9 protein-coding genes are annotated in these 14718 nt (G+C 73.8%); 8 read left to right on the forward strand and 1 reads right to left on the reverse strand.

Annotated elements, in window-relative coordinates; all coding sequences use genetic code 11:
• From eboE to ACH4S9_RS23970, 7 genes are all read left to right on the forward strand, one after another.
• Entirely contained in the window at nucleotides 1-1170 is a 1170-nt protein-coding gene (gene eboE, locus ACH4S9_RS23940) for a metabolite traffic protein EboE (RefSeq protein ID WP_398373789.1), read from the forward strand.
• On the forward strand, nucleotides 1167-2606 hold the full coding sequence (locus tag ACH4S9_RS23945; RefSeq protein WP_311723525.1) for an alkaline phosphatase family protein: 1440 nt from the start codon (nucleotides 1167-1169) through the stop codon (nucleotides 2604-2606). The genes eboE and ACH4S9_RS23945 overlap by 4 nt, the downstream gene beginning before the upstream one ends.
• Complete coding sequence (locus tag ACH4S9_RS23950) at nucleotides 2603-3742, forward strand: sugar phosphate isomerase/epimerase family protein (protein ID WP_311723524.1); 1140 nt, start codon at nucleotides 2603-2605, stop codon at nucleotides 3740-3742. Before ACH4S9_RS23945 ends, ACH4S9_RS23950 begins: the two co-directional genes overlap by 4 nt.
• A gap of 313 nt (nucleotides 3743-4055) precedes the next feature.
• Nucleotides 4056-5168, forward strand: a complete 1113-nt coding sequence (gene rsgA, locus ACH4S9_RS23955; protein WP_398373790.1) for a ribosome small subunit-dependent GTPase A — start codon at nucleotides 4056-4058, stop codon at nucleotides 5166-5168.
• 109 nt (nucleotides 5169-5277) lie between these two features.
• On the forward strand, nucleotides 5278-6744 hold the full coding sequence (locus ACH4S9_RS23960; protein ID WP_398373791.1) for a dihydrolipoyl dehydrogenase family protein: 1467 nt from the start codon (nucleotides 5278-5280) through the stop codon (nucleotides 6742-6744).
• A gap of 727 nt (nucleotides 6745-7471) precedes the next feature.
• The gene (locus ACH4S9_RS23965; RefSeq protein ID WP_398373792.1) at nucleotides 7472-8815 is read left to right on the forward strand and encodes a protein phosphatase 2C domain-containing protein; all 1344 of its coding nucleotides are present in this window, start codon (nucleotides 7472-7474) and stop codon (nucleotides 8813-8815) included.
• A gap of 88 nt (nucleotides 8816-8903) precedes the next feature.
• Nucleotides 8904-10646, forward strand: coding sequence for a pyruvate dehydrogenase (locus ACH4S9_RS23970; protein WP_398374008.1), 1743 nt, complete (start codon nucleotides 8904-8906; stop codon nucleotides 10644-10646).
• Between the two features lie 63 nt (nucleotides 10647-10709).
• Here the strand turns inward: ACH4S9_RS23970 and ACH4S9_RS23975 are convergent, their stop codons facing one another.
• On the reverse strand, nucleotides 10710-13865 hold the full coding sequence (locus ACH4S9_RS23975) for an alpha-mannosidase (RefSeq protein ID WP_398373793.1): 3156 nt from the start codon (nucleotides 13863-13865) through the stop codon (nucleotides 10710-10712).
• A gap of 148 nt (nucleotides 13866-14013) precedes the next feature.
• Between ACH4S9_RS23975 and ACH4S9_RS23980 the strand changes: the two genes are divergently transcribed.
• A complete protein-coding gene (locus ACH4S9_RS23980) occupies nucleotides 14014-14496 on the forward strand; it encodes an ATP-binding protein (RefSeq protein ID WP_311723506.1) in 483 nt (160 codons plus the stop codon).
• Nucleotides 14497-14718 lie beyond the last annotated feature (222 nt).

Genomic DNA, 14718 nt, shown 5'->3' on the forward strand with positions numbered 1-14718 from the left:
ATGCGCTTCCGCCACCCCGACGGCACCACCGTCCACCTCGCCTACTGCACCAACGTGCACCCCGCCGAGACCCTCGACGGCGTGATGGCCCAGCTCCGCGACCACTGCGCGCCCGTCCGCCGCCGCCTCGGCCGCGACCGGCTCGGCATCGGCCTGTGGCTCGCCCGCGACGCCGCCCGCACCCTCGACACCGACCCGGCCGCGCTGCGCGCCCTGCGCCGCGAACTCGACCGGAGCGGCCTGGAGGTCGTCACCCTCAACGGCTTCCCGTACGAGGGGTTCGGCGCCGCCGAGGTCAAGTACCGCGTCTACAAGCCGGACTGGGCCGACCCCGAGCGCCTGGAGTACACCACCGCACTGGCCCGGATCCTCACCGGCCTGCTGCCCGACGACGTCACCGAGGGCAGCATCTCCACCCTGCCGCTCGGCTGGCGCACCACCTGGAGCGCCGACCACGCCCGCGCCGGACAGCGGGCGCTCATGACCCTCGCGGAGCGCCTGGACGCCCTGGCGGAACTGACCGGCCGGAGCATCCGGGTGGGCCTGGAGCCGGAGCCCGGCTGCACCGTGGAGACCACCGGCGACGCCATCGCCCCGCTCACCGCCGTCGGCCACCCCCGCATCGGCGTGTGCGTCGACACCTGCCATCTGGCCACCTCCTTCGAGGACCCGACGGAGGCCCTGGACGCGCTCGCCGCCGCCCGCGTCCCCGTGATCAAGTCCCAGCTGTCGGCCGCCCTGCACGCCGAACACCCCGGCCGGCCCGAGGTCCGCGAGGCCCTCGCCGCCTTCGCCGAACCCCGCTTTCTGCACCAGACCCGCACGGTCACCGCGACCGGCCTGCACGGCACCGACGACCTCGACGAGGCCGTCCGCGATACGGCCCTGCCCCCCGACGCCCCCTGGCGGTCCCACTTCCACGTCCCGCTGCACGCGGCCCCCGCCGAGCCCCTCACCTCCACGCTCCCGGTCCTGCGGGCCGCCCTGGCCCGCCTCGTCGGCGGCCCGAACCCGCTGACCCGCCACCTGGAGGTCGAGACCTACACCTGGCAGGCGCTCCCGCCCGAGCTGCGCCCCCGCGGCCGGGACCGGCTCGCCGACGGCATCGCCGCCGAACTCGCGCTCGCCCGCGACGAGCTGACCGACCTCGGACTGAAGGAGCTGCCATGACCGCGCCCACCGGCGACCCCACCCCGCTTCTCGTCCTCGACGTGGTCGGCCTCACCCCCCGGCTCCTCGACCGTATGCCCCACCTCAAGGCCCTCGCGACGGCCGGCTCCCGGGCCCACCTCGGCACCGTCCTGCCCGCCGTCACCTGCGCCGCCCAGTCCACCTTCCTCACCGGCACGATGCCCTCGGAACACGGCATCGTCGCCAACGGCTGGTACTTCCGCGAACTCGGCGACGTCCTGCTGTGGCGCCAGCACAACGGCCTGGTCGCCGGGGACAAGGTGTGGGACGCGGCCCGCCGCGCCCACCCCGGCTACACGGTCGCCAACATCTGCTGGTGGTACGCCATGGGCGCCGACACCGACCTCACCGTCACCCCGCGCCCCGTCTACTACGCCGACGGCCGCAAGGAGCCGGACTGCTACACCCGGCCGCCCGCCCTGCACGACGAACTCACCGAGAAGCTGGGCACGTTCCCGCTGTTCCACTTCTGGGGCCCCGGAGCGGATCTGGTCTCCAGCCAGTGGATCATCGACGCCACCCGTCACATCCTCCGCACCCGCCACCCCGACCTGGCGCTCTGCTACCTCCCGCACCTCGACTACGACCTCCAGCGCTACGGCCCCGACGACCCCCGCTCCCACCAGGCGGCCGCCGACCTGGACGCCGCCGTGGCCCCGCTGCTGGACGACGCCCGCGCCGAGGGCCGTACGGTCGTCGTGCTGTCCGAGTACGGCATCACCCGCGTGAACCGGCCCGTCGACATCAACCGCGCCCTGCGGCGCGCCGGTCTGCTGGAGGTGCATACCCAGGGCGATGGCGTCGGCATGGAATACCTCGACCCGATGGCCTCCCGGGCCTTCGCCGTCGCCGACCACCAGATCGCCCATGTGTACGTCCGCCGCCCCGAGGACATGGCCGCCACCCGCGCCGCCCTCGACGGGCTGCCCGGCATCGAGCAACTCCTCGACGACGAGGGCAAGAAGGCCCACCACCTCGACCACGCCCGCTCCGGCGAACTGGTCGCCGTCGCCGAACCGGACGCCTGGTTCACGTACTACTACTGGCTCGACGACGCCCGCGCGCCCGACTTCGCGCAACTGGTCGAGATCCACCGCAAGCCCGGCTACGACCCGGTCGAGCTGTTCATGGACCCGCTCGACCCCTATGTGAAGGTCAAGGCCGCCACCGCGCTCGCCCGCAAGAAGCTCGGGATGCGCTACCGCATGGCGGTCGTCCCCCTCGACCCCTCACCCATCCGAGGCAGCCACGGCCGCCTGCCCACGAGCGACGACGACGGTCCGCTCCTCCTGTGCTCCACCCCCCGCGCCGTCGGCGACCGCATCGCGGCCACCGACGTGAAGTCCCTGCTGCTCCGACTCGCCGGTCTCGACACCGACGGCCCCTCAGAGGAAATGAAAGAAGGCACCCCGTGAACCACACGCCTGACACCGACGACCAGCTCCGCCGCAGCCTCGGCGTCGGCCGCCGCAGCTTCCTGAGCACCTGCACCGCCGTCGCGGCCGGGGCGATCGCCGCCCCCGTCCTCGGCGCGACCCCCGTGCAGGCCGCGCCCCGGGCCGCCGACACCGGCAGAGGGCACACGCTCGTCCCCGCGGACAAGCGCGGCATCATCCTCTACACGGTCCGCGACGCCATCGGCCGCGACCCGCTCGCCTCCTCCCTCCCGTCCGGCTTCCGCGCCGTCTTCGAGCAGCTCGCCCGCTTCGGCTACCGCCAGGTCGAGTTCGCCGGCTACGGCCAGCACGCCAACTCCCCGGGCGGCGCCAGCCTGGAGTCCGTCCAGGGCGCCAAGCTGCTGCGCCGCTGGCTGGACGACAACGGGCTGCGCGCCCAGGGCAACCACGGCTTCATCCCCGGCTCCTGGCCCCTGACCAGCGCCGACCTGGACACCTTCAAGAAGCACCTGGAGATCGCGAACATCCTCGGCCTGCCCCACATGGGCACCGGTGGCGACCCCACCGCAAGCTCCTACAAGGCCGACTGGGACGTGGCCGCCGAGAAGTGGAACGCCCTCGGCGCGATCGCCCGCCGCGCCGGCCTCAAGCTCTACACCCACAACCACGACGCCGCGTACAGCTTCCTCCTCGACGGCGGCCCGCTGGACGCCCAGTCCAAGCCCACCCGCAGCTCCGGCATCCGCAAGCTGGAGTACTTCCTGTCCATCACCGACCCCAAGCTGGTCTGGCTGGAGATGGACGTCTTCTGGGCACACGTCGCCCAGTACAAGTTCCGCACCTACACCGCCCACGACGGCTCCACGCAGACGAACATCTTCGACCCGGCCGGCCTCGTCACCCGCCACAACAAGCGCTACCCGCTGTTCCACGCCAAGGACGGCGTCGTCAACGCCACCAACGGGATGGGCTACGACATGGTCCCGTTCGGCACCGGCGTCATCGACTACACCACGTTCTTCTCCCGCGTGGGAGACCGCAACTACCACAACCCGATGGTCGAGCAGGACACCGCCCCGAGCACCACCAACCCGGGCCAGTCCCTCGAATACGCGGCGATCGGCTACCGCAACCTGGCCGCCCTGCGCCGCTAGCGGCAGACCTGGGCGGAGGGCCTCCCGGGCGACCCGGCGGCCCTCCGCCCGTGCCGGCGGGCCACCGAGCGATATTCGGTGGCGCGAACCGGCGTGCGCTTTTATAGTGAGCGCGCTCCTTGCGGTGGCCCTTTGGCCGCCGCTGTCGGCCGAGTTGAGGAAACAGGAGGTGTGACCGATGGCTGTCTCTGCGATGGGTGCTGCCCGCAACCGGAAGAACATCCACTCCACCTCCGCGGTCCCCGGCTGACCGACCTCTTACTTCTTCGCGCCCGCGAGCGCGCGGCCGGGGCTGCCCTGAGAAGGGTTTCCCTTGAATCTGTCTTCTTCCTCTTCCTCCGCTTCCTCACGTCCGCTGTCCGCCTACGGCTGGGACGAGGGATGGCAGGCCGAGTTCGCTCCGTACGCGGAGCAGGGCCTGGTCCTCGGGCGCGTCGTGCGGGTCGACCGCGGTCTGTGCGACGTCGTCACCCCTGAGGGCACCGTCCGCGCCGACACCGAGTTCGTCGTCCCCCGCGACCCGATGAAGATCGTCTGCACCGGCGACTGGGCCGCGATCGACGCGGCCGGTGACCCGCGGTACGTCCAGGCGCTGCTGCCGCGCCGTACCGCCTTCGTGCGTTCGACGTCATCGAAGCGCTCCGAGGGCCAGGTGCTGGCCGCGAACGTCGACCACGCGGTCGTGGCCGTCTCCCTCGCCGCCGAGCTCGACCTGGGCCGCCTGGAGCGGTTCCTGGCGCTGGCCTGGGAGAGCGGCGCCCAGCCGCTGGTCACCCTCACCAAGGCCGACCTGGTGCCCGACCCCGTGGTGCTGGCCCATCTCCTCGCGGACGTCGAGACCGCCGCGCCCGGCGTCCAGGTGCTGACCGTCAGCTCGGCGACCGGCGAGGGCCTGGACGTGCTCGGCGCCGTGCTCTCCTCCGGCACGTCGGTGCTGATCGGGCAGTCCGGCGCGGGCAAGTCCACGCTCGCCAACGCCCTGCTGGGCGAGGCCGCGCAGCATGTGCACGAGGTCCGGGACAGCGACGGCAAGGGGCGGCACACCACGACCACCCGCGATCTGCTGCCGCTGCCCTGGGGCGGGGTCCTCATCGACACGCCCGGTGTCCGCGGGGTCGGGCTGTGGGACGCCGGGGACGGCGTCGCACAGGCCTTCGCCGAGATCGAGCAACTGGCCGGGGACTGCCGCTTCCACGACTGCGCCCACGAGGCCGAGCCGGGCTGCGCCGTGCTCGCCGCGGTCGAGAACGGGACGCTGCCCGAGCGCCGCCTGGACAGCTACCGCAAGCTGCTGCGCGAGAACACGCGGCTCGCCGCCCGCACCGACGACCGGCTGCGGGCCGAGATGCGGCGGACCTTCAAGCAGCGGCAGGCCCTCGGTCGGCACATGATGGAACGCAAGCGGGGGCCGCAGCGCAAGCCGTAGCGCGACCCGTAGCGCGACTCATAGCGCTGCTCCGGCTCCGTGTCCGTGTGGCCCGCGACGGTTCCTTGGGGCCAGGATGGCCCAAGGAACCGAGAGAGAGCGAGTTGCGATGATGGCCGCCACAGAGGAGTACGACGTCGTCGTCCTGGGCGCGGGTCCCGTCGGGGAGAACGTCGCGGACCGGGTCCGCGCGTCCGGACTCTCCGCGGCGATCGTGGAGAGCGAACTGGTTGGCGGCGACTGCTCGTACTGGGCCTGCATTCCCAGCAAGGCGCTGCTGCGCCCGGCCATCGCCCGCGCCGACGCCCGGCGGCTGCCCGGGCTGCGCGAGGCGGTCAGGGGCCCGCTCGAGGCCCCGGCCGTCTTCGCGCGCCGGGACGAGTACGTCTCGCACTGGAAGGACGACGGCCAGGTCGGCTGGCTGGAGTCGGTCGGCGTCGACCTCGTCCGCGGCCACGGCCGTCTGGTGGGCGTCAAGCGGGTCGCGGTCTCGGACTCGGACGGGCGGGAACGCGTCCTGACCGCCCGGCACGCGGTCGCGGTGTGCACCGGCAGTCGCGCCGCGCTGCCCGGCCTGCCAGGACTGGCCGAGGTCCGCCCCTGGACCAGCCGCGAGGCCACCAGCGCCGCAGCCGTCCCCGGGCGGCTGGCCGTGGTCGGCGGCGGCGTGGTCGCCACGGAAATGGCCACCGCCTGGCAGGCGCTCGGCTCCGAGGTGACCGTGCTGGTCCGCGGCTCCGGGCTGCTGGGGCGCATGGAGCCGTTCGTCGGCGAACTCGTCGCCGCCTCGCTCACCGAGGCCGGAGCCAAGATCCGCACCGGCACCTCCGTGACCGGCGTCCGCCGCTCCGCCCCGGGCGGCCCGGCCGGCTTCGGCTCCGGCGCCGGGCCGGTGACCCTGACGCTGGACAACGGCGAGCACCTCGAAGCCGACGAGGTGCTGTTCGCCACCGGGCGCGCCCCGCGCACCGAGGACATCGGCCTCGAGACGATCGGCCTCGAACCGGGCAACTGGCTGCGGGTGGACGACAGCTGCCAGGTGCGGGACGTGGAGGGCGGCTGGCTGTACGCCGTCGGCGACGTCAACCACCGCGCCCTGATGACCCACCAGGGCAAGTACCAGGCGCGCATCGCGGGCGCCGCGATCGGCGCCCGCGCCCAGGGCGTGCCGCTCCTGGAGACGGACCCCTGGGGCGCCCACGCGGCCACCGCGGACACGGCGGCGGTGCCGCAGGTGGTGTTCACCGACCCCGAGGTCGGCTCGGTCGGCCTCACCGCGGCGCGGGCCGAGGCCGAGGGCCGCCGGATCCGGGTCGTCGACTACGACCTCGGACGGGTCTCCGGCTCCGGCCTCTACGCCGACGGCTACCGCGGCCAGGCCCGCATGGTCGTCGACCTCGACCGGGGGCACCTGATCGGCGTGACCTTCGTCGGCCCGGGCGTCGGTGAGCTGCTGCACTCCGCGACGGTGGCGGTCGCGGGGGAGGTCCCCGTGGAGCGGCTGTGGCACGCGGTCCCGTCGTTCCCGACGATCAGCGAGATCTGGCTGCGGCTGCTGGAGACCTACCGCGGCTAAGACTTGCCCCGCCCGCCCCCCGTCAACATGCGGCTCCGCCGCGTGGGGAGGCCCCGCGCCAGACCCCGATCCCTGGGGCGTCGCCCCCGCAGGCGGGCCGCGGCGCCTGCGGCGGGCTGCTGCTCCCCTACCCGCCCCTTCCCGCAACTGGGGCTCAGCCCCAGACCCCCGATGCCTGGGGCTGAGCCCCCGGCAGGCGCCCCGCGGAACACTGCCTGCGTGGCGCCTGCGGCGGGCCTCTCCCCTACCCGCCCCCTGCCGATATGCGGCTCCGCCGCGTGGGGAGGCTCCGCCCCCAGACCCCCAAGGCCGGGGGCGGAGCCCCGCAGGCCAGGGCCGCATCGGCGGGGTCCGGCTGTCCTGTGCCGTCCGGTGGCTGCATGTGCCGGCTGCGCCGCGGGGATGTGGTCCTTGGCCCTGGGGTCCGTGGCGGCGATGTCGCCCAGGCGGCGGAGCAGCGGATCGGCTGGGGCCGGAGGCAGCTTCCGGGATCTTGGGGTCCGGGGGCGGATCCCAGCGTGCCGGGGCCGCATTTCGGCGTGGCCTGGCTGCCATGCCCCGTCCGCCGGCTGCGTGTGGGGTTCCGCGGCGGGGGTGTCGGCCAGCCCAAGCTCGGGGTCTGGGGCGGAGCCCCAGTTGCGGGAAGGGGCGGGTAGGGGAGCAGCCCGCCGCAGGCGCCGCGCAGGCGGTGTTCCGCGGGGCGTCTGCCGGGGAAACAATTGTGGGCATGAGCCAACAGGGGGACAGGCGCCGTCACGAGGACGACTGGTGGGGCGAGTTGTACCACCGGCACACCGGCGACGTGGGGCCCGCCACCGCGTCGGACTCCGTCGACGACCGGTTCGACTCCGCGTCCCGCACGGTCGGCGGGCCGCCGTCGCACAGGGCCCCGCTCGGGTCGGTACCGGCCGCGGGAGCGCCCTGGGGGACGGAGCCGGGACCGGAACCGGAGAAGCCGACCGAGCCCGCCCCATCGGATGCGGCCTTCGGGTGGTTTTCCGGCGAACGGGCGCCGGCCCCGGCCCCGGCCGACCCGCGATCCGCCAAACGGCCGTCCCTGCCGCGTCCGTACGTGCCACGGCCGCCCGCGCCGCAGCCCCCCGCGCCGCAGCCCGCCCCGGACGCCGACGCCGACGCCGACGAGCCGATCGTGCCGCCCCCCGCAGACCCGTACGAACTGGCCGACCTCGTGCCGGACACCGTGCTGGACGGCGCCCGCTGCGGAGCCGCCACGCTGCGCGCCGTCTCCTCCCGCGGCGAGTCGGCCCGCCGGGGCGGGGAGCCGCGGCGGGACGTGTTGCTCATGGCGCGGTTCGGGTCCGGGCCCGGCGCGCTGGTGCTGGTGGCGCTGGCCGGCGGGGCTGGCGGGGCCGACGGGGCGCACCAGGCGGCGCGCGAGCTGTGCGAGTGGATCGGCGGCGCGGTCGGCCGCAGCCATGCGCAGCTGGTCGACGACATACGCTCCGGCAACCGCGGCGCGCTCAAGTCCGGGCTGCACCGGCTCACCGACCGCGGCCTGGGCCGGTTGAGGGCCCGCGCGGCCGAGTTGGGCCTGGACCCGGCCGAGTACACCGCCGCGCTGCGCTGTCTGGTGCTGCCCGCCGACCCGGACTGCCGGATCCGCGTGGTCTTCGGCGTCGGCGACGGCGGCCTGTTCCGGCTGCGCGCGGGCGTCTGGCAGGACCTGGAGCCCGCCGAGCCGGAGCCGGACACCGCGGGCGGCCCGGTGCTCGGGTTCGGCAGTGCGACACGGGCGGCGGCCGGGTCGCCCCCGACGATGGACCTGGGGATCGCCACGCCGGGCACCGGCCCCGCCCCCGGCCCGGCCCCGGTCCCCGCCGCCGCTCCCTTCCGCTTCCGGGCCTCCGTAGCCCGGCCGGGGGATGTGCTGCTGATGTGCGGCCGCGGGCTCGCGGAGCCGCTGCGCGGCCGCCCCGAGCTCGCCGGACACCTGGCGGAACGCTGGGCGGAGGCGGAGCCGCCGGGGCTCGCCGAGTTCCTCGCGGACACCCGGACGCGGGTGGAGGGTTACGCCGACGACCGTACGGCGGCCGCCGTCTGGGAGGCGTGAGCGCGCGGTCCATGGGTTGATGGAGCTACGTAGCCGCTACGCAGCCGCACCGGCATACGCAGCCGAGACCCGTACGGAAGGGCGCGCGATGGGCAAGCAGACCGTGGCCGAGCAGTTCGTGGACCTCCTGGCGCGCGCCGGGGTGCGCCGGCTGTACGGGGTCGTCGGGGACAGCCTCAACCCGGTCGTCGACGCCGTACGCCGCAACGCGGCCATCGACTGGATCCAGGTCCGCCACGAGGAGTCCGCCGCGTTCGCCGCCGGTGCCGAGGCCCAGCTCACCGGCCGCCTCGCGGCCTGTGCCGGCTCCTGCGGGCCCGGAAATCTGCACCTGATCAACGGTCTGTACGACGCCCATCGCTCGATGGCCCCGGTCCTCGCCCTCGCCTCGCACATCCCCAGCAGCGAGATCGGCAGCGGCTACTTCCAGGAGACCCACCCCGAACGGCTGTTCGCCGAGTGCAGCCACTACTGCGAGCTGATCTCCAGCCCGCGGCAGATGCCGCGCGTCCCGCAGACCGCGATCCAGCACGCCATCGGGCGCGGCGGCGTCAGCGTGGTGGCGCTGCCCGGGGACATCGCGGCGCTCCCGGCGCCCGAGCGGGCCGAGGAGCACGCCCTGGTCACCGCCCGCCCCTCGGTGCGCCCCGGCGACGGGGAGATCGAGGCGCTCGCCCGGATGGTGGACGCGGCCGACCGGGTGACGCTGTTCTGCGGCAGCGGCACCGCCGGGGCGCACGCCGAGGTGATGGCCTTCGCCGAGCGGGTGAAGTCCCCGGTGGGGCACGCGCTGCGCGGCAAGGAGTGGATCCAGTACGACAACCCGTACGACGTCGGCATGAGCGGGCTGCTCGGCTACGGCGCGGCGTACGAGGCCACCCACGAGTGCGATCTGCTGATCCTGCTGGGCACCGACTTCCCGTACAACGCCTTCCTGCCCGACGACGTGAAGATCGTGCAGATCGACGTCCGCCCCGAGCACCTGGGCCGGCGCTCCAAGCTCGACCTGGCGGTGTGGGGCGATGTGCGGGAGACGCTGAGCTGTCTGACGCCGAAGGTGCGCGCCAAGAGCGACCGCAGATTCCTGGACCGGATGCTGAAGAAGCACGCCGACGCGCTGGAGGGCGTGGTCAAGGCGTACACCCGCAGGGTGGACAAGCACATTCCGATCCATCCGGAGTATGTGGCGGCGGTGCTGGACGAGGAGGCGGCCGCCGACGCGGTCTTCACGGTCGACACCGGGATGTGCAATGTGTGGGCGGCCCGCTATCTGACCCCCAACGGCCGCCGCCGGGTGATCGGCTCGTTCACCCATGGCTCGATGGCCAACGCGGTGCCGCAGGCGATCGGCGCCCAGTTCCTCGACCGCCGCCGCCAGGTCGTCTCGATGTCCGGGGACGGCGGCTTCGCCATGCTGATGGGCGACTTCCTCACCCTCGTCCAGTACGACCTGCCGGTGAAGGTGGTGCTCTTCAACAACTCCTCGCTCGGCATGGTCGAGCTGGAGATGATGGTCTCGGGCCTGCCCTCGTACGGCACCACCAACCTCAACCCCGACTTCGCGGAGATCGCCCGCGCCGCCGGGGCGTACGGCGAGCGGGTGGAGAAGCCCAAGCATCTGCGGGCGGCGCTGCGGTCCGCCCTGCGCTACAAGGGGCCCGCGCTGGTGGACGTGGTCACCGATCCCAACGCGCTGTCGATCCCGCCGAAGATCCGCGCGGAGATGGTGACCGGCTTCGCGCTCTCCGCGAGCAAGATCGTGCTGGACGGCGGGGTGGGCAAGATGGTGCAGCTGGCCCGCTCGAACCTGCGGAACCTGCCCCGCCCCTGACGGCCTGGGGTGCGATAGGGAGCACCCCAGGCCGTAACCCCGCCGTCCAGCCTCGCTGCGGGCCTACGCGGGCGTGAGCCTCAGGGTGAGGATCTCGTGCGGCCGCAGGCTCAGGGCCAGCCCGCCCTCGCCGGTGGCCGCCTCGTGCAGCGGCCGCTCCAGCAGGTCCGTCACCTGGGCGCTGATCACCGGGAACCCGGTGGTGAGCGTCGCCGACGCCCGCCCGCCGCGCGACTCGTACAGCCGCACCACCACATCGCCGCTACGGTCCTCCGCCAGCTTGACGGACTCGACGGTGACCGCCGGGTTGTCGACGCCGATCAGCGACGGGAGCGCCGCGCCCGCGGGCAGGGCGCGCGGCGGCAGGTTGAGCGCCAGGCCCTCGGCGACCGCGTCGCCCACCTCGGCGCCGGGCAGCAGCGCATACGCGAAGCGGTGGGCGCCGAGGTCGGTCTCGGGGTCGGGGCTGTGCGGGGCGCGCAGCAGGGTCAGCCGCACCGTCGTGCCCAGCACCGGCCCGCCGTCACCATCGACCGGGTGCTCCGTACGGGTCACATCGTGGCCGTACGTCGAGTCGTTGAGCAGCGCCGCCCCGTAGCCGGGCTCGGCGACCCGCAGCCAGCGGTGGGCGCAGATCTCGAACCGGGCCGCGTCCCAGCTGGTGTTGGTGTGGGTGGCGCGGTCCACATGCCCGAACTGGATCTCGGAGGTGGACACCTTGGCGTGGATGTCCAGCGGGAACGCCGCCTTGAGGACCTTCTCCGACTCCTGCCAGTCCACCTCGGTGGTGATGTCCACCCGGCGGCCGCCGCGGCTGAGGCGGATCTCCTGGGTGATCCGGGAGGCCCCCGAGGCGCCGAAGACGCGCACCACCCGGACCGCGGCGCGCAGCGGCCCGGACTCGACCAGCTCGACGGACTCGGCGTCGGTGAGGTCGGTGTGGACCCGGCGGTAGTGCCGGTCGATGTCCCAGGCGTCCCACTCGTTGGGGTGGTCGGGGTGCAACTGGAGGAGGTTGGCGCGGGCGCCGGGCGCGATCAGCTCCCGGTCGGCCGTCAGGTCGCGTACGGAGGTCAGCAGCCCGTCGGCGTCGATGACCACGCGCAGCAGATCGTTGTCCAGCACGATGGTGCGCCCGTCGCTCAGCGCACTGACCGGCGCCTCGGACGCGCTCGCCCCCGGCGTGTCGGCCTGCACGGCCGACGCGCCCAGCGCGGGCAGCCGCACCGCCACCGCGGCGCGCCCGTCCTCCAGCGGCTGGACCGGCGTGCCTTCCGGGAGGGCCGCCGCCGTCGGCGCGTCGAGCGTGACGACCTCGCCGCGCTCGTACGGGGAGGCGTTGAACACCACCGGCCCGTCCTGCGCGCCGCCCAGCGCGTCCACCGCCGCCGAGATGATCCCCTCCAGCTCGGTGCGGACCCGCTCATAGGTGTCGCGCGCCTCGCGGTGCACCCAGGCGATCGAGGAGCCCGGCAGGATGTCATGGAACTGGTGCAGCAGCACCGTCTTCCAGATCCGGTCCAGGTCGTCGTACGGATAGGCGTACCCGGGGGAGCGCAGCGCGGCGGCCGTCGCCCACAGCTCCGCCTCCCGCAGCAGATGCTCGCTGCGCCGGTTGCCCTGCTTGGTCTTGGCCTGGGTGGTGTACGTCGCCCGGTGCAGCTCCAGATACAGCTCGCCCGACCACACCGGCGCCTTGGCCCCGTACTCCCGCTCCGCCTCGGCGAAGAACGCCGACGGCCGCTCGATCTCGACCCGCGGCGAGCCCTCGAGCGACTTGAGCCGCCGCGCCTTCTCCATCATCTCGCGGGTGGGGCCGCCACCGCCGTCGCCGTAGCCGAAGGGGACGAGGGAGCGGGTGGCCAGCCCCTTGTCGGCGAAGTTCTTCTCGGCGTGGGCGAGTTCGCTCGCATGGAACTGGGCGTTGTAGGTGTCCACCGGCGGGAAGTGGGTGAACACCCGGGTGCCGTCGATGCCCTCCCACCAGAAGGTGTGGTGCGGCATCTTGTTCGACTGGTTCCAGGACAGCTTCTGGGTGAGGAACCACCGCACCCCCGCGAGCTTCGCCAGCTGCGGGAAGGCGGCCGTGTAGCCGAAGGAGTCCGGCAGCCAGATCTCCTCGGTGTCCACCCCCAGCTCCTCCAGGAAGAACCGCTTGCCGTGCACGATCTGCCGGGCCAGCGCCTCGCCGCCGGGCATGTTGGCGTCCGACTCGACCCACATCGAGCCGACCGGTGCCCAGTTGCCGTCGGCCACGGCCTTCTTGATCCGCTCCCAGATGTGCGGCTGGTGCTCCTTGACCCATGCGTACTGCTGCGCCTGCGAGCAGGCGAAGACCAGCTCCGGGTAGTCGGGCGCGAGCGCGGTGACATTGGCGAAGGTCCGGGACGCCTTGCGGACGGTCTCGCGCAGCGGCCACAGCCACGCCGAGTCGATATGGGCGTGCCCGGTCGCCGACACGCGGTGCGCGCTGGCGTTCGCGGGGCGGCTGAGCGCCTCGGCCAGCGCGGCGCGCCCGGCCGCGGCGGTGCCCGGCACATCGTGGAGGTCCAGCGCGTCCAGCATGTTCTCCAGGGCGCGCAGTATCTCGTGGCGCCGCGCCCGGTCCGCCGGAAGCTCGCGCATCAGCTCCGACAGCACCTCGATGTCCAGCACCAGATGCCAGACCTCCTCGTCCAGCACGGCGAGGTCGGCCGAGGCGAAGCGGTACAGCGGGCGGTCCCCGGCGGTCAGCACATCGCCCAGCAGCGTCGGCTCATAGCCGTCGCGCAGCACGGCCGGGTTGGCGGCCGCCTCCAGCAGCAGCCGCACCGGCTCGCCCCCGGCCGCCGGCGCGGCGACGGGAACATGCCGGTTGCGGGGGTGGATGCCCTTGAGCGGCACCCCCTCCGCGTCGTACACCAGCCCCTCGGCCTGGAAGCCGGGGGCGTCCCCCGTGAAGCCGGGGTCGATGACGGCCTCGACCCGCCGCCCCGCCCACTCCGACGGCACCTCGCCCGCCAGCCGGAACCACCAGGTCGACCACGGCGAGCCCCACTCGGTGCCGGTCTCGAAGGGCTCGTACGACCCCTTCAGCGCGTCGCCCACCGGGACCGGCTCGCCCGGGGTGCGCCACGCGGTCAGCGTGAGCGGGGTGCGCGCCGTGTACTGGGCGGGCCTGATGAACTGGTGCAACGCCCGGTCGAGGCGCCCTTCCACCAGCGGTCGGTCGTCGTGCATGCGCGGCTCTCCTCAAGATCGGCGCGGGTCGGTCCCAGCGGATCATTTCCCTCGGTGTGTGGGGGCCAACACGCGGGAATGCATTCCGTGAGCGTGTTCGACGACATTTCGACGCTGGCTGTCCCCTGGGCGGCCGGGGCGGGGGAGGATGAAGCGTCAGCCTGCACGGCGGGGCGGCACGGCCGGGTGGCCGGAAGCGGGGGCGGTGGCCATCGAGAGCGAGCGGGACCCGGCTTTGAGCAAGCGATTACAGAACGGCGAGCTGTCCCGCGTCGCGGAGGTCCGTGCGGGGCTGCGCGAGCTGCTGCGGCGCTGGGGCGAGCCGAGCAGGAGGGACCTGGCCGAGCTGCTCACCAGCGAGCTGGTCACCAACGCGCTGGTGCACACCGACCGCGGGGCGCACATCACAGCCACGCTCGGCGAAGGTCAGGGCGGGCCGGTCAGCGGCCGATTACGGGTCGAGGTGCGGGATTTCGTCCCGCGGCATCCGACGCTGCGCACCCATGCGGCCGAGGAGGGCACCTCCGGGCGCGGGCTGCTGCTGGTGCACACGCTCGCGGACGCGTGGGGGGTGCGGGCCCACGGCGTGGGGAAGGCGGTCTGGTTCGAGCTCGACGCGCGGTCCGTGTGAGGGGCCGGCGGACCGGAGGCGGGGCATCGGTTCTTCGCGCGGCGGGTGCGGGTGCCGTCCGCGCGGGGGCGGGAGAGGAGACGTGCTCCCCGTCCCGCCCACCCGGCCGAAGGGGCGCGACCCTGTCGAAAGGGAGAGCGCGCGGAGGCCCTGAGGTACGAAGGGCCGAGCACGGTCGACCGTCGACAGGGTCTGCAGCGCCCCGGAGGCGAACCAAGCAGC

Source organism: Streptomyces sp. NPDC021225 (assembly GCF_044332865.1).
Classification (GTDB): Bacteria; Actinomycetota; Actinomycetes; order Streptomycetales; family Streptomycetaceae; genus Streptomyces.

Coding starts and splice junctions, on each gene's coding strand:
- eboE (WP_398373789.1), top strand. CDS start 1: ATGCGCTTCCGCCACCCCGACGGCACCACCGTCCACCTCGCCTACTGC.
- ACH4S9_RS23945 (WP_311723525.1), top strand. CDS start 1,167: ATGACCGCGCCCACCGGCGACCCCACCCCGCTTCTCGTCCTCGACGTG.
- ACH4S9_RS23960 (WP_398373791.1), top strand. CDS start 5,278: ATGATGGCCGCCACAGAGGAGTACGACGTCGTCGTCCTGGGCGCGGGT.
- ACH4S9_RS23965 (WP_398373792.1), top strand. CDS start 7,472: ATGAGCCAACAGGGGGACAGGCGCCGTCACGAGGACGACTGGTGGGGC.
- ACH4S9_RS23970 (WP_398374008.1), top strand. CDS start 8,904: ATGGGCAAGCAGACCGTGGCCGAGCAGTTCGTGGACCTCCTGGCGCGC.
- ACH4S9_RS23975 (WP_398373793.1), bottom strand. CDS start 13,865: ATGCACGACGACCGACCGCTGGTGGAAGGGCGCCTCGACCGGGCGTTG.
- ACH4S9_RS23980 (WP_311723506.1), top strand. CDS start 14,014: ATGAAGCGTCAGCCTGCACGGCGGGGCGGCACGGCCGGGTGGCCGGAA.